Origin of the sequence: Pseudomonas sp. FDAARGOS_761 (assembly GCF_013343155.1) — a bacterium.
Classification (GTDB): Bacteria; Pseudomonadota; Gammaproteobacteria; order Pseudomonadales; family Pseudomonadaceae; genus Pseudomonas; species Pseudomonas aeruginosa.
In genome coordinates, this window is the sequence record NZ_CP054572.1 from 1,495,148 (window position 1) to 1,513,802 (window position 18,655).

An 18,655-nucleotide genomic window follows, 5' to 3' on the forward strand; every position below is an offset into this window, starting at 1 on the left:
TCAGGCCGCCGCCAGTTCCAGGAACGCCCTGATCACCCGCAGGCCGCGGCGCTTCTCCAGGCAGCCGATCAGGTGGCAGTTGGTCAGCTCGGGACCGACCAGCGGCACCGCGCGAACCCGCGGATCGTTGCCGACCTCCAGGGAAGACACCACGCCGACGCCCAGTTCGGCGGCCACCGCTTCGGTCACCGCTTCCCGGCTGTCCAGCTCCAGCAGCACCCGCGGCTGCACGCCCTGGCTGGCGCAGGCGCGGTCGAAGGTGCGGCGGGTGATCGAGCCGGGTTCGCGCAGCACCATGATCTGCTGGTCGAGTTCTTCCAGCGGTACGCCTTCGCTGCGTTCGCACCAGGGATGCTGGCGAGGCAACAGGGCGCAGATGCGTGAATTCACCAACTCCTCCAGGAACAGCCCGGGACGTGCCTCGACCTCGGTCAGCACGGCGACGTCGACGTGTTCGCTGAGCAGCGCCGCGAGGGTCTCCTGGGCGTTGCCCAGACGCAGGTTGACGGTGATTCCCGGATAGCTCGCGCGCAGCCGGGCGAGCATCGGCATCACCAGGTGCGGGCCGTCGGCGGCGACCTCGAGGCGGCCGGAGACCAATTGTCGATTGGCGTCGAGCAGGGCCTCGGCTTCTTCCTCCAGGGCGAACAGGGTGCGTGTGATCGCCACCAGGCGCGAGCCTTCCTCGGTCAGTTCGATGCGCCGGGCGGTGCGCCGGAACAGGGTGACCTGGTAGTGCTCCTCGAGTGCCTTGACGTGTCCGGTCACCGCCGGCTGGCTGATGCACAGGCGCTCGGCGGCGCGGGTGAAACTGCCTTCGCGGGCGACGGCGTCGAAGGCGCGGAGCTGGAAGAGATTCATAGTATCGGCCTGGCTTATGGCTGGCATCGGAACAAACAATTTGAACGATAGTAGCGCGGCGCTCACCTTATGTCTCCAGGCTTCCCCGGAACGCCGGCGCGGAACGTCTGCCCGGGCCGCGAAGCCCGATCCGGTTTCTTTCGCCGATTCCCGCAGAGGAAATGAGCATGAGCACTGCCGAACGCGCACCCATCCTGCTGACCCCCGGTCCGCTGACCACCTCCTACCGTACCCGTCGGGCGATGATGGTCGACTGGGGCTCCTGGGACAGCGATTTCAACGAACTCACCGCCAGCGTCTGCCAGCGCCTGCTGAAGATCGTCGGCGGCGAAGGCAGCCACACCTGCGTACCGTTGCAGGGCAGCGGCACCTTCGCCGTGGAAGCGGCGATCGGCACTCTGGTGCCGCGCGACGGCAAGGTCCTGGTGTTGATCAACGGTGCCTACGGCAAGCGCCTGGCGAAGATCTGCGAGGTCCTGCAACGGCCCTTCAGCACCTTCGAGACCGAAGAGAACGTGCCGACCACCGCCGCTGACGTCGAGCGCCTGCTGGCCGCCGATCCGGCGATCAGCCATGTGGCGCTGATCCACTGCGAGACCAGCACCGGCATCCTCAATCCGCTCGAGGCCATCGCCAAGGCCGTCGAGCGTCACGGCAAGCGCCTGATCGTCGATGCCATGAGCTCCTTCGGGGCGATCGGGATCGATGCCCGGAAAGTTCCGTTCGATGCCTTGATCGCCGCCTCCGGCAAGTGCCTGGAGGGCGTCCCCGGGATGGGCTTCGTCTTCGCCCGCAGCGCCGCCCTGGAAGCCAGCGCCGGCAACTGCCACTCCCTGGCCATGGACCTGCAGGACCAGCACGCCTACATGCGCAAGACCGGGCAGTGGCGCTTCACCCCGCCGACCCATGTGGTCGCCGCCCTGCACGAAGCGCTCAGCCAGTACGAAGAGGAGGGCGGCCTGCCGGCGCGCCAGCGGCGCTACGCGAGCAATTGCGAAACGCTGCTCGGCGAGATGGCCCGGCTCGGTTTCCGCAGCTTCCTGCCGGCGGAAATCCAGGCGCCGATCATCGTTACCTTCCACGCGCCGCGCGATCCGCGCTACCGCTTCGCCGACTTCTACCAACGCGTGCGGGAGAAGGGCTTCATCCTCTATCCGGGCAAGTTGACCCAGGTGGAAACCTTCCGCGTCGGCTGCATCGGCCACGTCGACGCCGCGGAGATGCGGCAGGCGGTCGCCGCCATCGGCGAGGCGCTGCGCGAACTGGAAGTCCTCGAGATCTGAACTGAACGACAACGAGCAGAAAAGGGTTCACGACAATGAATTACAACCAGCCAGCCACCCTCCAGGCCGCCATCCTCGACTGGGCGGGAACCGTGGTCGATTTCGGCTCCTTCGCGCCGACCCAGATCTTCGTCGAGGCCTTCGCCGAATTCGGCGTCCAGGTCAGCCTGGAGGAAGCGCGCGGTCCGATGGGAATGGGCAAGTGGGACCACATCCGCACCCTCTGCGACATCCCGGCGATCGCCGAGCGCTACCGCGCCGTCTTCGGCCGCCTGCCCAGCGACGACGATGTCACCGCCATCTACGAGCGCTTCATGCCGCTGCAGATCGAAAAGATCGCCGAACATTCGGCGCTGATCCCCGGCGCCCTGCAGGCGATCGCCGAACTCCGCGGGATGGGCCTGAAGATCGGTTCCTGTTCCGGCTACCCGGCGGTGGTGATGGAGAAGGTGGTAGCCCTGGCCGAGACCAACGGCTACGTCGCCGACCACGTGGTGGCCACCGACGAAGTGCCCAACGGCCGGCCATGGCCGGCCCAGGCGCTGGCCAACGTGATCGCCCTGGGGATCGACGATGTGGCGGCCTGCGTGAAGGTCGACGACACCTGGCCGGGTATCCTCGAAGGGCGCCGCGCCGGGATGTGGACGGTGGCGCTGACCTGCTCGGGCAATGCCCTGGGCCTCACCTACGAGCAGTACAAGGCGCTGCCGGCGGCCGAACTGGAGCGCGAGCGGACGCGTATCGAACAGATGTTCGAAGGTTCGCGTCCGCACTACCTGATCGAGACCATCGCCGAGCTGCCAGCGGTGGTCCGCGACATCAATGCGCGCCTGGCGCGCGGCGAGATGCCGCAGGGTAACTGAGCCACGTCTGTGCCGAGGCCGCCGCGGGCAATCGCGGCGGCCTCGGTTTTCTAGCCGGCGTCGGGTGCGCCAGGCGCGCCTCGCCACCCAGGCGGTCACGGCCCATCGCTTGCCTGGTTCCCTGGCGGGACTCGACGCCGAGCTGCCGGCCGCGCTGATCTGGCGGCTGCGCGTTAGCGCCGGCCCGGCGGCGGATACAGTTGGCGCATCTGGACGAACGGCAGGGGTACAGTTGCAGGCCGATAGACGCTGACTCTCGGGTCACGATGCTGGCGTGGGGGCGATTTCCTTGCGCTATGCTGCTCGAAGCGAAGAATATTCGCGTATTCCAACTATTGTGCTAGGGTATGACCTGCGACAACCTGTCGCAGGCAGGTAAAAGCCCTACTTTATCTATGTTTGAGAAAGTCTATTGCAAGATGTGTCATAGGCTCCTCAGCTGAAATGAATTGTAATAACTGACGCTCAGTTTCGGTCCAACGAGCGTCGCGCGAGTCTCTGCTCCGCATCGCGATAAATGGGTTCCTGCCTTGCCTGTTGCACAACAAATAGCCGACCGATAACTGCGACCTGATCACCCGGCGGGAAGGGCAATCCTTCTCGCCCAGGCATGCACGTGCCTTGGCCGCCCTTGGCCTCTTCCGGCACAGCTTCGAAAACGCTGTTCATCAAGGAACGACTCAGCGCGTGGAACGAGTCCGTCACCGGAATCGGGAAAGGTATCCGTTTGCCTTCTCCCGTGGCCGGGCAATGGCCGTTCCGTACCCCGGTGGCGACTGCATGTCTGGAACTGGCTGAAGCCAGCGGTCTCCGCCACAAGCCTTGCAAGGAGACATCCATGAGCGACCACTCGCTCCTTCCATCGATTAAGGCCGGAAGATGACCAAAGCAAACCCGTTTGCCGCATTGAAATGGCTTTCCCTGGCGCCCGCGCTGCTGCTCGGCGGCTGCGACATGACCCTGTTCAACCCGAAAGGGCAGGTGGGCATGGACGAGCGCACCCTGATCATTACCGCGACCCTGCTGATGCTGATCGTGGTCATCCCGGTGATCGTGATGACCCTGGCGTTCGCCTGGAAGTACCGCGCCTCGAACACCCAGGCCGAGTACAAGCCGGACTGGCACCACTCCAACCGCATCGAGGCGGTGGTCTGGCTGGTGCCCTGCGTGATCATCGCGATCCTCGGCTGGATCACCTGGGAAAGCACCCACAAGCTCGACCCGTACCGTCCGCTGGACTCCGAGGTCAAGCCGGTCACCATCCAGGCCGTTTCGCTGGACTGGAAGTGGTTGTTCATCTACCCGGAGCAGGGTATCGCCACGGTCAACGAGATCGCCTTCCCGAAAGACACCCCGGTGAATTTCCAGATCACCTCGGATTCGGTGATGAACTCGTTCTTCATCCCGCAGCTGGGCAGCCAGATCTACTCGATGGCCGGGATGATGACCAAGCTGCACCTGATCGCCAACGAAGAAGGCGTGTTCGACGGTATCTCCGCGAACTACAGCGGCGGCGGTTTCTCCGGCATGCGCTTCAAGGCCATCGCCACCTCCGAGCAGGGCTTCCAGGACTGGGTCGCCAAGGTCAAGGCGGCACCGGCCAGCCTGTCGATCGGCACCTATCCGGAGCTGGTCAAGCCGAGCGAGAACGTTCCGCCGACCTACTTCTCTTCGGTCAGCCCGGAACTGTTCGGCCACATCCTCACCAAGTACGAGCACCACGGCGACGCCAAGGGTGCCGCGCACGGCGAGCACGCCGGGGCTGAGCACGAAGCCGCCATGACCGGTCACGACATGCAGGACATGGACATGCAAGCCATGCAGGGCATGAAAGACATGAAGGACATGCACATGCAACCGAGTACCCAGGAGTAAGCGCAGATGTTCGGGAAACTGACACTCTCGGCCGTGCCTTACCACGAGCCCATCGTCATGGTCACACTGGCCGTCGTCGCCCTGCTGGGCCTCGGCGTGGTCGGTGCGATCACCTACTACCGCAAGTGGACCTACCTGTGGACCGAGTGGCTGACCTCGGTCGACCACAAGAAGATCGGCGTGATGTACATCGTCGTCGCCCTGGTCATGCTGGTCCGCGGCTTCGCCGACGCGATCATGATGCGCGGCCAGCTGGCCCTGGCCGAAGGCGCCAACCACGGCTACCTGCCGCCGGAGCACTACGACCAGATCTTCACCGCGCATGGCGTGATCATGATCATCTTCATGGCCATGCCGTTCATGACCGGCCTGATGAACCTGGCCGTGCCGCTGCAGATCGGCGCGCGCGACGTGGCGTTCCCCTTCCTCAACTCGCTGAGCTTCTGGCTGCTCGTGGTCAGCGCCATGCTGGTCAACGTGTCGCTGGGCCTGGGCGAATTCGCCCGTACCGGCTGGGTGGCCTATCCGCCGCTGTCGGAGCTGGCCTATAGCCCCGGGGTAGGGGTGGATTACTACATCTGGGCGCTACAGATATCCGGGATGGGCACGTTGCTCACGGGGATCAACTTCCTGGTCACCGTGTTCAAGATGCGTGCCCCGGGCATGAAGCTGATGCAGATGCCGATCTTCACCTGGACCTGCACCTTCGCCAACATCCTGATCGTCGCCTCGTTCCCGATCCTCACCGCTGCGCTGGGCCTGCTGTCGCTCGACCGCTACCTGGACATGCACTTCTTCACCAACGAGCTTGGCGGCAACGCCATGATGTACATCAACCTCTTCTGGGCCTGGGGCCATCCCGAGGTGTACATCCTGATCCTGCCGGCCTTCGGTATCTTCTCCGAGGTCACCGCGACCTTCGCCGGCAAGCGCATGTTCGGCTACAAGTCGATGGTCTGGGCCAGCGCCGCGATCACCTTCCTCGGCTTCACCGTGTGGCTGCACCACTTCTTCACCATGGGTTCGGGCGGTGACGTCAACGGCTTCTTCGGCGTGGCCACCATGCTGATCTCGATCCCCACCGGGGTGAAGCTGTTCAACTGGCTGTTCACCATCTACAAGGGTCGCCTGCGCTTCAGCACGCCGATCCTGTGGACCCTGGGCTTCATGGTGACCTTCACCATCGGCGGCATGACCGGCGTCCTGCTGGCCATCCCGGGCGCGGACTTCCTGCTGCACAACAGCCTGTTCCTGATCGCCCACTTCCACAACACCATCATCGGCGGCGCGGTGTTCGGCTACCTGGCCGGCTTCGCCTTCTGGTTCCCGAAAGCGTTCGGCTTCACCCTCGACGAGAAGTGGGGCAAGCGCTCCTTCTGGTGCTGGCTGGTGGGCTTCTACATGGCCTTCATGCCGCTCTACATCCTCGGCTTCATGGGCATGACCCGTCGCCTGAACCACTACGACAACCCGCTGTGGAAGCCGTACCTGGTGGTCGCGTTCTTCGGCGCCGTGCTGATCTTCTGCGGCATTGCCTGCCAGTTGATCCAGCTGTTCGTCTCGGTCCGCAACCGCAAGCAACTGGCCGACGTCAATGGCGACCCGTGGGAAGGCCGCACCCTGGAATGGGCCACTTCCTCGCCGCCGCCGTTCTACAACTTCGCCGAGCTGCCGAAGGTACAGGACGTGGATGCCTTCCACGACATGAAGAAGGCCGGCACCGCCTACCGCAAGCTGCCGGCCTACCAGCCGATCCACATGCCGAAGAACACCGCCGCGGGCTTCTCCATCGCCGTGTTCGCCTTCGTCTTCGGCTTCGCCGCCATCTGGCATATCTGGTGGCTCATGGCGGTCGGCTTCGTCGGCATGATCGGCTCCTTCATCGTGCGCAGCTACAACCAGGACGTCGACTACTACGTCCAGCCCGAAGAGATCGAGAAGATCGAAAGCGCCCGTTTCCAGCAACTCGCCAAGCAGGTCTGAACCATGTCGACGGCAGTATTGAACAAGCATCTGGCCGACGCCCACGAAGTGGGCCACGACCAGGATCATGCACACGATAGCGGCGGCAACACCGTATTCGGTTTCTGGCTCTACCTGATGACCGACTGCGTGCTGTTCGCCAGCGTCTTCGCCACCTACGCGGTGCTGGTTCACCACACCGCCGGCGGCCCCAGCGGCAAGGACATCTTCGAGCTGCCCTACGTGCTGGTGGAAACCGCCATCCTGCTGGTTTCCAGCTGCACCTACGGCCTGGCCATGCTCTCCGCGCACAAGGGCGCCAAGGGCCAGGCGATCGCCTGGCTCGGGGTCACCTTCCTGCTCGGCGCCGCGTTCATCGGCATGGAGATCAACGAGTTCCACCACCTGATCGCCGAAGGTTTCGGCCCGAGCCGCAGCGCCTTCCTGTCGTCCTTCTTCACCCTGGTCGGCATGCACGGCCTGCACGTCAGCGCCGGCCTGCTGTGGATGCTGGTGCTGATGGCGCAGATCTGGACCCGCGGCCTCACCGCGCAGAACAACACCCGGATGATGTGCCTGAGCCTGTTCTGGCACTTCCTCGACATCGTCTGGATCTGCGTCTTCACCGTCGTCTACCTGATGGGGGCCCTGTAATGAGCAGCGCTGCACACGACAACCACGGCGCCGGCCACGGCAGCCTGGGTTCCTACGCGATCGGCTTCGTGCTCTCGGTGATCCTCACCGCGATCCCGTTCTACATGGTCATGGACGGCGGCTTCTCGCGCCACGCCACCATCCTCACCATGGTCGTCCTCGGCCTGGTGCAGGTGGTGGTGCACCTGATCTGCTTCCTGCACATGAACATGTCGTCGGAAGGGCGCTGGAACGTGATGGCGTTCATCTTCACGGTGATCGTCATCCTGCTGGTGGTCGGTCTCTCGCTGTGGATCATCTTCAGCGCCGACATGCTGATGATGCCGATGCCCTGAGGGCCATGACGTGAAGCTGAAACGCTATCTCCTGGTGGCCAAGCCGGGAATCATCTTCGGCAACCTGATCGCGGTGGCGGGGGGATACTTCCTCGCCGCCCGCGGCAGCGTCGAGCCGATGCTGTTGCTGGCCACGGTCATCGGCCTGTCGCTGGTGGTCGCCAGTGGGTGCGTGCTGAACAACTGCATCGACCGCGACATCGACCGGCACATGGAGCGGACCCGCGGGCGGGTCACCGTGACCGGGCAGATCTCGCTGAAGGCTGCCCTGGCCCACGGCCTGGTCCTCGGGGTCGCCGGCTTCGGCCTGCTGTGGTGGCGGACCAACCCGCTGACCACCGCGCTGGCCGGCTTCGGCTACTTCGTCTACGTCGGCCTGTACAGCCTGTGGTTCAAGCGTCGTTCGCAGTACGGCACGCTGGTCGGCAGCCTCTCCGGGGCGATGCCGCCGGTGGTCGGCTACTGCGCGGTGAGCGGCCAGTTCGACGCCGGCGCCGCCTCGCTGCTGGCGATCTTCTGCCTGTGGCAGATGCCGCACTCCTATGCCATCGCCATCTTCCGCCTGAAGGACTACGAGGCGGCCGGCATCCCGGTGCTGCCGGTGGCGCGCGGCATCGCGGTGACCAAGATCCACATCGTGCTCTACATCCTCGCTTTCATGGCGGCGACCCTCGCCTTGTGCCTGGGCGGCTACGCCGGCTACGGCTACCTGCTGGTGGCGGTGGCGGTGAGCCTGTGGTGGCTGGCCATCGCCCTGACCGGCTACTGGACCGCCGACGACCGGGTCTGGGCGCGCAAGCTGTTCGCCTTCTCCATCGTCGCCATCACCGCGCTGAGCGTGATGATGTCCATCGACTTCCAGGTGGCGCCCGCCACTCATCTGGTCGCCTCGCTGTTCTGAGGCGACACGCTTTAGGGAAAGCCCCGCCGGTCGATTGGCGGGGCTTTTTTTTGTCTGCGCGATGGCAGGGATGCGGTCGCCGCCTGGCAGAAGGGCCGCGCGGCGAGCCCTCTGTTCCGGGACTCTGCCGTTGGTTATCAGATTTTTCCGGGAGCTTTTTCGGAGCTGTCCGGCTTGTGGAAAAAACCCTCCATCAATCAAATGCCAATGATTCTCAATAACCAAGATGGAGTACTTCATGGATCGTCGCAACGAGCCGTCCCCCTTGCCCACCAAACGCCCGCTGGCGCCGCTGATGCTGCTGATGGCCGCCTGCTCCTCGCCGGCCCTGGCCGAGGACGCGGCGCGCAAGGACGATCCCCTGGAACTGGGAGCCGACACGGTCACCGGCGAGCAGGCCTCGTCCAGGGTCGAACGCTCGGCCTCGGCCAAGTACGCCGTGCCGCTGCTGGATACCCCGCAGACCGTCACGGTGGTGCCGCAAAAGGTGATCCAGGAGCAGAACGCCCTGAGCCTGCGCCAGGTGCTGTCCAACGTCTCCGGCATCACCTTCAACGCCGGCGAAGGCGGCGGCGGTTCCGGCGACAGCATCAACATCCGCGGCTTCAGCGCCAACGCCAACATGCAGGTGGACGGGCTGCGCGACAGCGCCCAGACCAGCCGCAGCGACCTGTTCAACCTGGAGGCGGTGGAAGTGATCAAGGGACCGAACTCGGTGTTCGGCGGCGCCGGCACCAGCGGCGGCAGCATCAACATGGTCAGCAAGCAGCCCAAGGCCGAAGCCTTCACCCACCTGGGCGCCGGGCTGGGCACGGACCGCTACCGGCGCCTGACCCTGGACACCAACCAGCCGCTGGAAGGGCTCGGCGAGTCGACCGCCTTCCGCCTCAACCTCATGGCCCACCACAACGATGTCGCCGGGCGCGAACAGATCGACAAGCAGCGCTGGGGCATCGCGCCATCCCTGACCTTCGGCCTGGACACCCCGACCCGCCTGACCCTGAGCTACTTCCACCAACGCGACGACAACCTTCCCGACTATGGCGTGCCGGCGCTGAACGGGCGCAAGCTGGACGGCGTCAGCCGCCACGATTATTTCGGCTGGCGCAACCTGGACGAGGAGCGGAACGACAACGACGTCGCCACCCTCAAGCTCGAACACGATTTCAGCGACGACTTCCAGTTGCAGAACCTCATCCGCTATTCCCACCTGCATCGGGACACGGTGATCTCCGCCTCCCACGTCAACCAGAAGGGCCTGCCGCCGGGGCGCTACCTGCCGGCGGGACCGCAAGCCTACGGGCGCGATTCGAAGACGCGGATGTGGATCAACCAGACCAACCTCACCGGCCGCTTCGACACCTTCGGCCTGGCGCATACGCTGATCGGCGGCTTCGAGCTGTCCCGCGAGACCTACGACCGCACCACCTACTCCTACAACCTGGGCAAGTTCTACCCGGCCAACGGCTTCGACCTGCACAACCCGCCGGGCTACTGGAACGGCCCCACCGACAAGCGCGACAGCGCGCGCAACCGGACCGAACTGGAGGTCAAGGCGCTGTACGCCTTCGACACCATCGCCCTGGACGAGCGCTGGGACCTCAGCCTGGGCCTGCGCTACGACTGGATCGACGGCACCTCGCGGAGCACGCCCTCAGGCAAGCCGACGGTGCGCGCCGACAGTTCCGACGGCAAGCTGAGCACACGGGCGGGGCTGGTATTCAAGCCGCTGGAGAACGGGCGGGTGTACGTCTCCTACGGCACCTCCTTCAACCCCTCGGCGGAACACCTGGTCACCACCGGCTCGGGCGTGACCGAGGCGACCGGAGGCCTGGCGCCGGAGAAGAACAGCACCTACGAGCTGGGCACCAAGTGGGAGTTCCTCGGACGGCGCCTGGAGCTGGACGCGGCGCTGTTCCAGGTGAAGAAGGAAGACGCCCGCGAACGCCTGGCCGACGGCAGCTACGTGCTTGCCGGCGAACAGCGCGTGCGTGGCCTGGAGCTGAGCGCCAGCGGCAAGCTGAACGAGCACTGGGACCTCTTCGCCACCTACACCTACCTCGACAGCGAAACCCTGAAATCCAGCAACCCGCAGCGCGAGGGACAGGCACTGGGCAATACCCCGCCGCGCTCGTTGAGCCTCTGGAGCACCTACGAACTGCCCGAGGGCGTGACCCTGGGCTATGGCGCACGCTACGTCAGCCAGCGCAACGTCACCTCGGTGGACAACGGCAAGCTGGATGCCTACTGGGTGCACAACATGATGCTCGGCTACCAGGCGACGCGCGACCTGAAACTGCAACTCAACCTCGACAACCTGTTCGACAAGGCCTACGTCGAGCGGGTGCGCCAGGTGTACGGCAACCAGTCGCGCTCCTCGGCCATCGAGTATGGCGACGGTCGCACGGCGATTCTTTCGGCGATCTACGCGTTCTGACGGCAGGCAGGCCATGGAAGCCGGCGCCCACTGCCTGGGCGCCGGTTCTTCCCGGCGATTTCCTCTGAACTTTTTCACTGCGGCGCCTATCAACTCCTTTGCAAGTCATTTTTCAGGGAGCCTCTTCGATGGCACGCAAAAACGCAGTGAAAGACAACCTCGAGCAGATCCAGCACCAGAGCTACAGCGAGCTGCAGGAACTGCTCTCCGAAGCCAACAGCATGCTCGCCGACAGCGCCGCCTTCGCCGGCGACAAGGCCGACAGCGCCCGTGCGCGGATCGGCGCGCTGCTGGAGAAGGCCAACGATGCCCTCGGCAAGGGCGGTAGCGCCGTGGCCGAACGCAGCCGCCACGCGGTGGATGCGACGGAAAGCTATATCGGCGCCAATCCCTGGCAGACCGTGGCCATCACCACCGCGGTGGGCCTGCTCGCCGGCTTCCTGCTCGGGCGCCGCTCCTGAGCACGCGGTCGGTGCCGCACAACGGACTCGTTACCTTCGCTTGAAAAAAGGAATTGCCCATGCTTTCGATCAAGAAGAACCTCGGCCTCCTGGCCATGACCGTGGCCCTGGCGGCCTGCGCCTCCAACCCCAACGACCTGCCGGATTTCCCGGAGCATGAATACGCGGCGACCCAGCAGGTGGGCGAGGGCGTGATCAACGGCGACCTGTACCTGACCAGCGCGTCGGGTGCGATCCAGAAGGGGACCAACACCAAGGTCACCCTGGAGCCTGCGACCAGCTACATGAAGGCCTACTACGCGAAGTTCGGCAACCTCGATGCCGCCAAGCGCGATCCCGACGTGCAACCGCCGGTGCTCGACCCGCGACGCGCCACCTACGTGCGCGAGGCGACCACCGACCAGAACGGTCGCTTCGACTTCGACCACATCCCCAACGGCACCTACTACATTTCCAGCGAACTGACCTGGAGCGCCCAGAGCGATGGCAAGACCATCACCGAGGGCGGCACCGTCACCAAGCTGGTCACCGTGAGCGGCTCGCAGCCGCAGAAGGTGCTGCTGACCCGCTGATCTCCGGCGGCGCTCGGCCAAAACGGCAAGCCCCTGCCATCGCGGCAGGGGCTTTTTCCTGCCGGCGCGGCCGGACCGCTTGACAGCCAACAGGGCGGCGCCGTAGTTTCGATACCCATGACCTTCGCGACCCTGCTTACCCGCCGCAGCATTATTACCGCCATTCCAGCTATGGCGGGTTAGCCAGCGTCCACTCCGAACCCGCCCTCGAGGCGGGTTCTTCGTTCTGTCTCCTGGGCCAAAACCACCGAACCGGGAGAACAGCATGCAGCACCAGACCCTCCAGAACCTCGTTGGCCGGGCCGACGCCCTGATCAATGCCGGGCAGTTCGATGCCCTGATGGATTTCTATTGCGACGACGCCACCCTGGTGGTCAAGCCGGGCCTCAACGCCTGCGGCAAGGCGCAGATCCGCCAGGCGTTCGACGCCATCGCCCGGCACTTCGAGCACAGCCTGCGAGTGCGCCAGCACGACCTGCGGGTGATCGAGGCGGGAGATACGGCGCTGGTCATGGCCGAGGCGGTGATCGAGTCGAAGGCCGGACGCCTGCAACGTCGGGCCACCTACGTGTTCCGCCAGGAGGCCGATGGCCAGTGGCGCTGCGCGGTGGACAACTCCTACGGCACCGACCTGCTGGCCTCGGTGGCGGCGAGCGCGGAGGCCAGCCGATGAGCGCCTCGACCCTCAGCGCAAGCAAACCCCTGCTGGCCGGCTACGTGGAAAGCATCCTGGCCGCGCCGGTGTACGACGTCGCCGTGGAAACCCCCTTGCAGGTCGCGCCGCAGTTGTCCCAGCGCCTGGGCAACCGGGTGCTGCTCAAGCGCGAGGACCTGCAGCCGGTGTTCTCTTTCAAGATCCGCGGCGCCTATACCCGTGTCGCGCGCCTGAGCGACGAGCAGAAGGCCCGCGGGGTGATCACCGCCTCCGCCGGCAACCATGCCCAGGGCCTGGCCCTGGCGGCGCAGCGCCTGGGCGTGCGGGCGGTGATCGTGATGCCGCGCACCACTCCCGAACTCAAGGTCAAGGGCGTGCTGGCGCGCGGCGGCGAGGCGTTGCTGCACGGCGACGCCTTCCCCGATGCGCTGGCCCATGCCCTGCAACTGGCCGAGCGCGAAGGCATGACCTTCGTCCCACCCTACGACGATCCGGACGTGATCGCCGGACAGGGCACGGTGGCGATGGAGATCCTCCGCCAGCACAGCGGCCGCCTCGACGCGATCTTCGTGCCGGTCGGCGGCGGCAGCCTGATCGCCGGGATCGCCGCCTACGTCAAGCACCTGCGTCCGGATATCCGCGTGATCGGCGTCGAGCCGGAGGATTCCAACTGCCTGCAGGCAGCGCTGGCCGCCGGCGAGCGGGTGGTGCTGGGCCAGGTCGGGCTGTTTGCCGACGGGGTGGCGGTGGCGCAGATCGGCGCTTGCAACTTCGAGGTCTGCAAGGACCACGTCGACGAGGTGATCACCGTCGGCAGCGACGAAATCTGCGCGGCGATCAAGGACATCTACGACGACACCCGTTCGATCACCGAGCCGGCCGGCGCCCTGGCCGTAGCGGGAATCAAGAAGTACGTGGCCCGCGAACGCACCGAGGGGCAGACCCTGGTGGCCATCGACTCCGGTGCCAACATCAACTTCGACCGCCTGCGCCACGTTGCCGAGCGCGCCGAACTGGGCGAACAGCGCGAAGCGATCATCGCTGTCACCGTGGCCGAGCGGCCGGGCAGCTTCAAGGCCTTCTGCGCGGCGCTGGGCCGGCGCCAGATCACCGAGTTCAACTACCGCTACCACAGCGACCGCCAGGCCCACCTGTTCGTCGGCGTGCAGACCCATCCGCTCACCGACAGTCGCGCCGACCTGCTCGCCGGCCTGCGCGAGCAGGGCTTCCCGGTACTCGACCTGACCGACAACGAGATGGCCAAGCTGCACATCCGCCACATGGTCGGCGGCCACGGTACCGAGGTGCGCCGCGAGCGGCTGTTCCGCTTCGAGTTTCCCGAACGCCCCGGGGCCTTGCTGAACTTTCTCGACAAGCTCGGCTCGCGCTGGAACATCAGCCTGTTCCACTACCGCAACCACGGCGCCGCCGACGGTCGGGTGCTGGCCGGATTGCAGGTGCCGGACGAGGAGCGCGGCGAGCTGGAGGCGGCGTTGCAAGCCATCGGCTATCCGTACTGGGAGGAAACCCACAACCCGGCCTACCGGCTATTCGCCGGTTGAGCGGCGCTCCGCCAGCGGGACATGGCCCTGTCATGTCCCTCGGCTAGACTCCTGCCAGGGATATCCGCCCAGCGAGGGACATGGCCATGCGCAAGCGCAACCCCCGGCGGGCCACGCCGGAAGAACTGCGGGTCTGCTCGGTACTGAAGGAAAAGGGCACCCGCGAGGAACTCGCCCACCTCGCCGCCCGCGGTGAGTGGAGCAACGTGCCGGCGTACAACGCCAGCCGCGAGCAGATCGCCGACCACCTGGGCAAGAGCGTGTCGCCGGAATCCGACGCCTCGTTCTTCGACTCGCGGCGCTTCAGCGAGGCGATCGTCCTGCTCAAGAGCCGGCCGGTGCTGCTGGTGAAGAACGGTATCTTCGACGAAGCGCCGCTGGCCGGCCTGGAGCAGCGCCTGAAGAAGCATCGCGCCGCGCTGGCCACGCCGATCCGCTCGGTCGGTCGGCTGGAATTGATCGACCACGACAGCATGGACTGGTGCGGTACCGGCTGGCGCATCGAGGACGACCTGATCGTCACCAACCGGCATGTCGCCAGCCTGTTCGCCGAACGCCAGGGCAGCCTGTTCCGCTTCCGTCTCAACCAGGCTGGCAAGCAGGTACGCACCCGCGTGGACTTCCGCGAGGAATACCGCCAGCCGGAAAGCGACGAGCATGTGATCGCGCGGGTCCTGTGGATCGCCCCGGACGTCTCCGAGGCGCCGGACATGGCGATCCTCCAGGTAGTGAAGGGCGACCTGCTGCCGCCGCCGCTGGTCCTCGCGCGCCAGGATGCCGAGCCGCGCCAGGCGGTGGCGGTGGTCGGCTATCCGGCGCGCGACAGCCGCAACGACGCCGGGGCGATGGAAGATATCTTCGGCAACATCTACGACGTCAAGCGTTTCGCTCCCGGCGAAGTCGTGGGATTGCCCCATGACGCCTGGTACCTCACCCACGACTGCTCGACCCTGGGCGGCAATTCTGGCTCGGCGGTGCTTTCGATCGACGGCGGCGAGGTGGTCGGCCTGCACTTCGGCGGCCAGTTCCGCAAGACCAACTATGCGGTGAAGGCCAGCGTGATCCGCAGCCTGCTGGCGCGTCGCGCCTGGGTGCCGGTGGCCGGGGCGGAGCTGAAGCGCGGCGCGCCGCGCTTCCAGGAAAAGCAGCGCAGCGTCGCCGACCTGGCCGAGCGCAAGGGCTTCGACGAGGCCTTCCTCGGGCCGAAGGCGACCTTGCCCAAGCCGGGCAAGAGCCACCAGGTGCTGCCGGTGGGCAAGGGCACGCGCCTGGACTATCTGCATTTCTCGGTGGTGATGAGCGCCAGCCGGCGCTTGCCGATCCTCACCGCGGTGAATATCGACGGCGCGCTCAAGCGTTCGCTCAAGCGCAAGGATTCCTGGGGCTTCGACCCGCGCATCGAGGCGGCCGCGCAGGTCGGACACAAGGACTTCTACGGTCCGGCTTCGTTCGACAAGGGCCACATGGTGCGTCGCGAGGATCCCGGCTGGGGCGACAGCGATGCCATCGCCCGGCAGGCCGAGGACGACACCTTCGTCTACACCAACGCGGTGCCCCAGGTGGCGCAGCTCAACCAGCGCAGCTGGCTGTCGCTGGAGGACTACGTGCTGCAGAACGCCAGGAGCGAGGGCTTCCGCATCTCGGTGTTCACCGGCCCGGTGTTCCGCGACGACGATCCGCTCTACCAGGGCGTGCAGGTGCCGCTGGAGTTCTGGAAGGTGGTGGCGATGATCGACGCCGACAGCGGCGAACTGGGAGTGTCCGCCTACCTGCTGGGGCAGGAAGGGATGATGCCCAGCGAAGGCTTCCGCTACGGTGCGTTCAAGACCTACCAGGTGCCGTTGGCGAAGGTCGAGGCCAGCGCCGACCTGCGTTTCTCCAGCGCCCTGCGCAAGGCCGACGTGCTCGCCGGCACGCCGCTGGAGGAGGCGCTGGAAAGCGGACGCTTCATCGAGATCGACGGACCGGACGACCTTCTGCTGAGCCGGCCGGGGCCGGCCGGCAAGGGCCGCTGAGGTTCAGGCCGGCTGCCGCCACTCGCGTAGCAGTTCGATGAAGGCGCGCAGCTTGGCCGGTACGTGGCGGCGGTTCAGGTAATACAGCCACATCGGCGGCAGCGGCAGGCAACTGCCAGGCAGCACTTCCACCAGGCGCCCGGCGGCGAGGTCCGCGGCGACCCGCTCGCGGATGAATGCCTGGGCGATCCCGGCGCCGGCGCGGGCCGCCTCGATGATCGTCTCGGTGTCGGTGCTGACGAAGCGTGCCGGCAGGTCCACTTCCAGTTCCCGCCCGTCTTCCCGCAAGCGCCACTTGTGCAGGCGGCCGCTGCGCGGGAAACGGAAGCGCACGGCGGCATGCCCATCGAGGTCGGCGACGCTGGCCGGCGTACCGTACTCGGCGAGGTAGGCCGGAGTGGCCACCAGCAGGCACGCCAGCGGCGCTGTCAGTTGCACCCCGACCATGCCCGGCTGCAGGGCGTCGGCCAGGCGGATGCCGGCATCCAGCCGTTCCCTGACGATATCCACCAACTGGTCCTCGTAGCGGATCTCCAGTTGCACCTTCGGGTAGCGTCGCACGAACTCGTTGAGCATCGGTGCGATCACCAGGTTCTTCGCCAGGTGCAGGGCGCTGATGCGCAACTGCCCGGAGGGTTCCGCGAGGCTTTCGCCGAGCGCTTCGCGGGCGCGCACCAGATCGCGGTAGGGCTGTTCGGTCTGTTCGTGGTAGCGCTGCCCGGCCTCGCTCAGGCTGACCCCGCGGGTGGTGCGGTGGAACAGCTTGAGACGCAGCTCGGCTTCCAGTTGGTTGATCGCCTGGCTCACCGCCGCCGGCGTCACCCCGAGCAGGGCGGCGGCGCGGGTGAAGCTGCCGGTGTCGGCGACCTGCCTGAAGACGTGCAGGCCGGCGAGGGGATCGCGTCGATTCATTGTTAGAAAAACTTGAAAGTCTACGTAGGAGAAGGTCGGTTCTGTTAAAGCTTCGACCTTTCTAGACTGGCCCGCAAGCACTCGATGAGGACGCCGGCCATGTCTACCCACCTGTCTCTGCAACATGCCCAACGCTGCATCGCGGCGGCCATTGCCGAAGCGCAGCGGCAGCGCCTGGCGGTCTGCGTCGCGGTGGTCGACGCCCATGCCAACCTGCTGGCGTTCGTACGGATGGACGACAGCGTTCCCGGTGCCATCGACCTGGCCCAGCGCAAGGCGCGCAGCGCCGCGCTGTTCCGCCTGCCCAGCGGCGAGCTGGGCCGACTCGCCGGGCCGGGCCAGCCGTTGTGGAGCATCGAGCAGAGCAACGGCGGGCTGGCCTGCTTCGCCGGCGGCATGCCGCTGGGCGATGCCGGCGGTTCCTGCCTGGGTGGCGTCGGCGTCTCCGGCGCCAGCGCGGCCCAGGACCAATCCATCGCCGAGGCCGCCGTGGCCATGGCAACAATCCAGAGGTAATCGAGATGAAACAGAAGCGAATCCTGGTGACCGGGGCCGGCAGCGGCTTCGGTCGGGAAGTGGCGTTGCGCCTGGCCGCCCGCGGCCATCGGACGATCGCCGGCGTGCGCGGCGCCGGGCAGGCCGCCGACCTGCGCGAAGAGGCCGGGCGGCGTGGCGTCCCGCTGCGGGTGGAAACCCTCGACATCACCGTCGCCGCCGATCGCGAACGCGCCTGGGAATGGGATATCGACGTGCTGCTGAACAATGCCGGCAGCGCCGAGGCCGGGGCCAGCGCGGAGATCCCGCTGGAACTGGTGCGCGCGCTGTTCGAGACCAACGTGTTCGCCAACCTGGAACTGACCCAGGGTTTCGTCCGGCGCATGGTCGAGCAGAAGCGTGGCGGCAAGGTGCTCTTCGTGTCGTCCATCGCCGGCCTGATCACCGGTCCCTATACCGGCCCCTACTGCGCCTCCAAGCATGCCCTGGAGGCCTTCGCCGAGGCCCTGCATGCCGAGCTGAAGCCGTTCGGCATCCAGGTCGGCACCATCAATCCCGGCCCGTACCAGACCGGTTTCAACGATCGCATGATGGAAACCTGGAAACGCTGGTACGACCCGCAGCGTCACTTCACCGACCACAGCGGCGTGCGCTTTCCCTTCGAGCAGTACGATCCGGAGGAAATGATCGCGCGGATGGTCGAGCTGGCCGAGGCCGACGAAGGACCGTTCCGCACCCTGTTGCCGGAAGCTTTCGTCGAGGTGGTCAAGGACGAGCAGGTGCAGGCCTGGCAGCGCCGCCTGTAGCGGTCT

At 66.1% G+C, this 18,655-nt stretch carries 17 protein-coding genes and 1 pseudogene; 16 read left to right on the top strand and 2 right to left on the bottom strand.

Going from position 1 to position 18,655, the window contains the following annotated elements; translation table 11 throughout:
- On the bottom strand, positions 1-861 hold the full coding sequence (locus FOC67_RS07140; RefSeq protein ID WP_003109262.1) for a LysR substrate-binding domain-containing protein: 861 nt from the start codon (positions 859-861) through the stop codon (positions 1-3).
- A 167-nt stretch (positions 862-1,028) separates the two neighbouring features.
- On the opposite strand from FOC67_RS07140, the gene phnW reads away from it, so the two are divergent.
- The 14 genes and pseudogenes from phnW to FOC67_RS07210 all read left to right on the top strand — a co-directional run bounded on the left by phnW (position 1,029) and on the right by FOC67_RS07210 (position 16,436).
- Complete coding sequence (gene phnW, locus FOC67_RS07145; RefSeq protein WP_009314865.1) at positions 1,029-2,144, top strand: 2-aminoethylphosphonate--pyruvate transaminase; 1,116 nt, start codon at positions 1,029-1,031, stop codon at positions 2,142-2,144.
- A gap of 35 nt (positions 2,145-2,179) precedes the next feature.
- Positions 2,180-3,007, top strand: a complete 828-nt coding sequence (gene phnX / locus FOC67_RS07150; RefSeq protein WP_003100114.1) for a phosphonoacetaldehyde hydrolase — start codon at positions 2,180-2,182, stop codon at positions 3,005-3,007.
- 76 nt (positions 3,008-3,083) lie between these two features.
- Positions 3,084-3,260: pseudogene (locus FOC67_RS07155) on the top strand (MFS transporter); the annotation flags it as partial.
- A gap of 626 nt (positions 3,261-3,886) precedes the next feature.
- Positions 3,887-4,882, top strand: a complete 996-nt coding sequence (gene cyoA, locus FOC67_RS07160) for a ubiquinol oxidase subunit II (RefSeq protein ID WP_003082702.1) — start codon at positions 3,887-3,889, stop codon at positions 4,880-4,882.
- Positions 4,883-4,888: 6 nt separating this feature from the next.
- Positions 4,889-6,865, top strand: a complete 1,977-nt coding sequence (gene cyoB, locus FOC67_RS07165; protein ID WP_003082705.1) for a cytochrome o ubiquinol oxidase subunit I — start codon at positions 4,889-4,891, stop codon at positions 6,863-6,865.
- Between the two features lie 3 nt (positions 6,866-6,868).
- Positions 6,869-7,498: a cytochrome o ubiquinol oxidase subunit III gene (gene cyoC / locus FOC67_RS07170; RefSeq protein WP_009314864.1), complete on the top strand. Its 630-nt coding sequence runs from the start codon at positions 6,869-6,871 to the stop codon at positions 7,496-7,498.
- Complete coding sequence (cyoD, locus tag FOC67_RS07175) at positions 7,498-7,833, top strand: cytochrome o ubiquinol oxidase subunit IV (RefSeq protein WP_003109258.1); 336 nt, start codon at positions 7,498-7,500, stop codon at positions 7,831-7,833. Before cyoC ends, cyoD begins: the two co-directional genes overlap by 1 nt.
- 10 nt (positions 7,834-7,843) lie before the next feature.
- Positions 7,844-8,734: a heme o synthase gene (gene cyoE, locus FOC67_RS07180; protein WP_003082726.1), complete on the top strand. Its 891-nt coding sequence runs from the start codon at positions 7,844-7,846 to the stop codon at positions 8,732-8,734.
- 238 nt (positions 8,735-8,972) lie between these two features.
- Positions 8,973-11,171: a TonB-dependent siderophore receptor gene (locus tag FOC67_RS07185; protein ID WP_009314863.1), complete on the top strand. Its 2,199-nt coding sequence runs from the start codon at positions 8,973-8,975 to the stop codon at positions 11,169-11,171.
- 128 nt (positions 11,172-11,299) lie between these two features.
- Positions 11,300-11,632: a YqjD family protein gene (locus FOC67_RS07190; RefSeq protein WP_003082731.1), complete on the top strand. Its 333-nt coding sequence runs from the start codon at positions 11,300-11,302 to the stop codon at positions 11,630-11,632.
- Between the two features lie 59 nt (positions 11,633-11,691).
- Positions 11,692-12,204 (top strand): prealbumin-like fold domain-containing protein, encoded by a 513-nt coding sequence (locus FOC67_RS07195; protein ID WP_003082734.1) that lies wholly within the window; start codon positions 11,692-11,694, stop codon positions 12,202-12,204.
- 265 nt (positions 12,205-12,469) lie between these two features.
- Positions 12,470-12,877 (top strand): SgcJ/EcaC family oxidoreductase, encoded by a 408-nt coding sequence (locus tag FOC67_RS07200; protein ID WP_003082737.1) that lies wholly within the window; start codon positions 12,470-12,472, stop codon positions 12,875-12,877.
- Entirely contained in the window at positions 12,874-14,421 is a 1,548-nt protein-coding gene (gene ilvA / locus FOC67_RS07205) for a threonine ammonia-lyase, biosynthetic (protein WP_003082739.1), read from the top strand. The genes FOC67_RS07200 and ilvA overlap by 4 nt, the downstream gene beginning before the upstream one ends.
- A gap of 86 nt (positions 14,422-14,507) precedes the next feature.
- Positions 14,508-16,436 carry a DNA/RNA non-specific endonuclease gene (locus tag FOC67_RS07210; protein WP_009314862.1) on the top strand — a complete coding sequence of 643 codons (1,929 nt, stop codon included), beginning with the start codon at positions 14,508-14,510 and terminating at the stop codon, positions 16,434-16,436.
- Between the two features lie 3 nt (positions 16,437-16,439).
- Here FOC67_RS07210 and FOC67_RS07215 read toward each other — a convergent pair whose 3' ends face one another.
- Positions 16,440-17,348 (bottom strand): LysR family transcriptional regulator, encoded by a 909-nt coding sequence (locus FOC67_RS07215; RefSeq protein WP_003082741.1) that lies wholly within the window; start codon positions 17,346-17,348, stop codon positions 16,440-16,442.
- 84 nt (positions 17,349-17,432) lie between these two features.
- On the opposite strand from FOC67_RS07215, the gene FOC67_RS07220 reads away from it, so the two are divergent.
- Both FOC67_RS07220 and FOC67_RS07225 read left to right on the top strand, forming a co-directional pair.
- Positions 17,433-17,864 (top strand): heme-binding protein, encoded by a 432-nt coding sequence (locus FOC67_RS07220; RefSeq protein WP_003082743.1) that lies wholly within the window; start codon positions 17,433-17,435, stop codon positions 17,862-17,864.
- Between the two features lie 5 nt (positions 17,865-17,869).
- The gene (locus tag FOC67_RS07225) at positions 17,870-18,649 is read left to right on the top strand and encodes an SDR family oxidoreductase (RefSeq protein WP_003145264.1); all 780 of its coding nucleotides are present in this window, start codon (positions 17,870-17,872) and stop codon (positions 18,647-18,649) included.
- The last annotated feature ends 6 nt before the right edge of the window (positions 18,650-18,655 follow it).

What these genes read in the sequence shown, in the direction of transcription:
- phnX (WP_003100114.1), top strand. Translation starts at nt 2,180, where the DNA reads ATGAATTACAACCAGCCAGCCACCCTCCAGGCCGCCATCCTCGACTGG.
- FOC67_RS07210 (WP_009314862.1), top strand. Translation starts at nt 14,508, where the DNA reads ATGCGCAAGCGCAACCCCCGGCGGGCCACGCCGGAAGAACTGCGGGTC.
- FOC67_RS07140 (WP_003109262.1), bottom strand. Translation starts at nt 861, where the DNA reads ATGAATCTCTTCCAGCTCCGCGCCTTCGACGCCGTCGCCCGCGAAGGC.
- cyoB (WP_003082705.1), top strand. Translation starts at nt 4,889, where the DNA reads ATGTTCGGGAAACTGACACTCTCGGCCGTGCCTTACCACGAGCCCATC.
- phnW (WP_009314865.1), top strand. Translation starts at nt 1,029, where the DNA reads ATGAGCACTGCCGAACGCGCACCCATCCTGCTGACCCCCGGTCCGCTG.
- FOC67_RS07200 (WP_003082737.1), top strand. Translation starts at nt 12,470, where the DNA reads ATGCAGCACCAGACCCTCCAGAACCTCGTTGGCCGGGCCGACGCCCTG.
- ilvA (WP_003082739.1), top strand. Translation starts at nt 12,874, where the DNA reads ATGAGCGCCTCGACCCTCAGCGCAAGCAAACCCCTGCTGGCCGGCTAC.
- FOC67_RS07225 (WP_003145264.1), top strand. Translation starts at nt 17,870, where the DNA reads ATGAAACAGAAGCGAATCCTGGTGACCGGGGCCGGCAGCGGCTTCGGT.
- FOC67_RS07190 (WP_003082731.1), top strand. Translation starts at nt 11,300, where the DNA reads ATGGCACGCAAAAACGCAGTGAAAGACAACCTCGAGCAGATCCAGCAC.
- FOC67_RS07195 (WP_003082734.1), top strand. Translation starts at nt 11,692, where the DNA reads ATGCTTTCGATCAAGAAGAACCTCGGCCTCCTGGCCATGACCGTGGCC.
- FOC67_RS07220 (WP_003082743.1), top strand. Translation starts at nt 17,433, where the DNA reads ATGAGGACGCCGGCCATGTCTACCCACCTGTCTCTGCAACATGCCCAA.
- cyoD (WP_003109258.1), top strand. Translation starts at nt 7,498, where the DNA reads ATGAGCAGCGCTGCACACGACAACCACGGCGCCGGCCACGGCAGCCTG.
- cyoC (WP_009314864.1), top strand. Translation starts at nt 6,869, where the DNA reads ATGTCGACGGCAGTATTGAACAAGCATCTGGCCGACGCCCACGAAGTG.
- FOC67_RS07185 (WP_009314863.1), top strand. Translation starts at nt 8,973, where the DNA reads ATGGATCGTCGCAACGAGCCGTCCCCCTTGCCCACCAAACGCCCGCTG.
- FOC67_RS07215 (WP_003082741.1), bottom strand. Translation starts at nt 17,348, where the DNA reads ATGAATCGACGCGATCCCCTCGCCGGCCTGCACGTCTTCAGGCAGGTC.
- cyoA (WP_003082702.1), top strand. Translation starts at nt 3,887, where the DNA reads ATGACCAAAGCAAACCCGTTTGCCGCATTGAAATGGCTTTCCCTGGCG.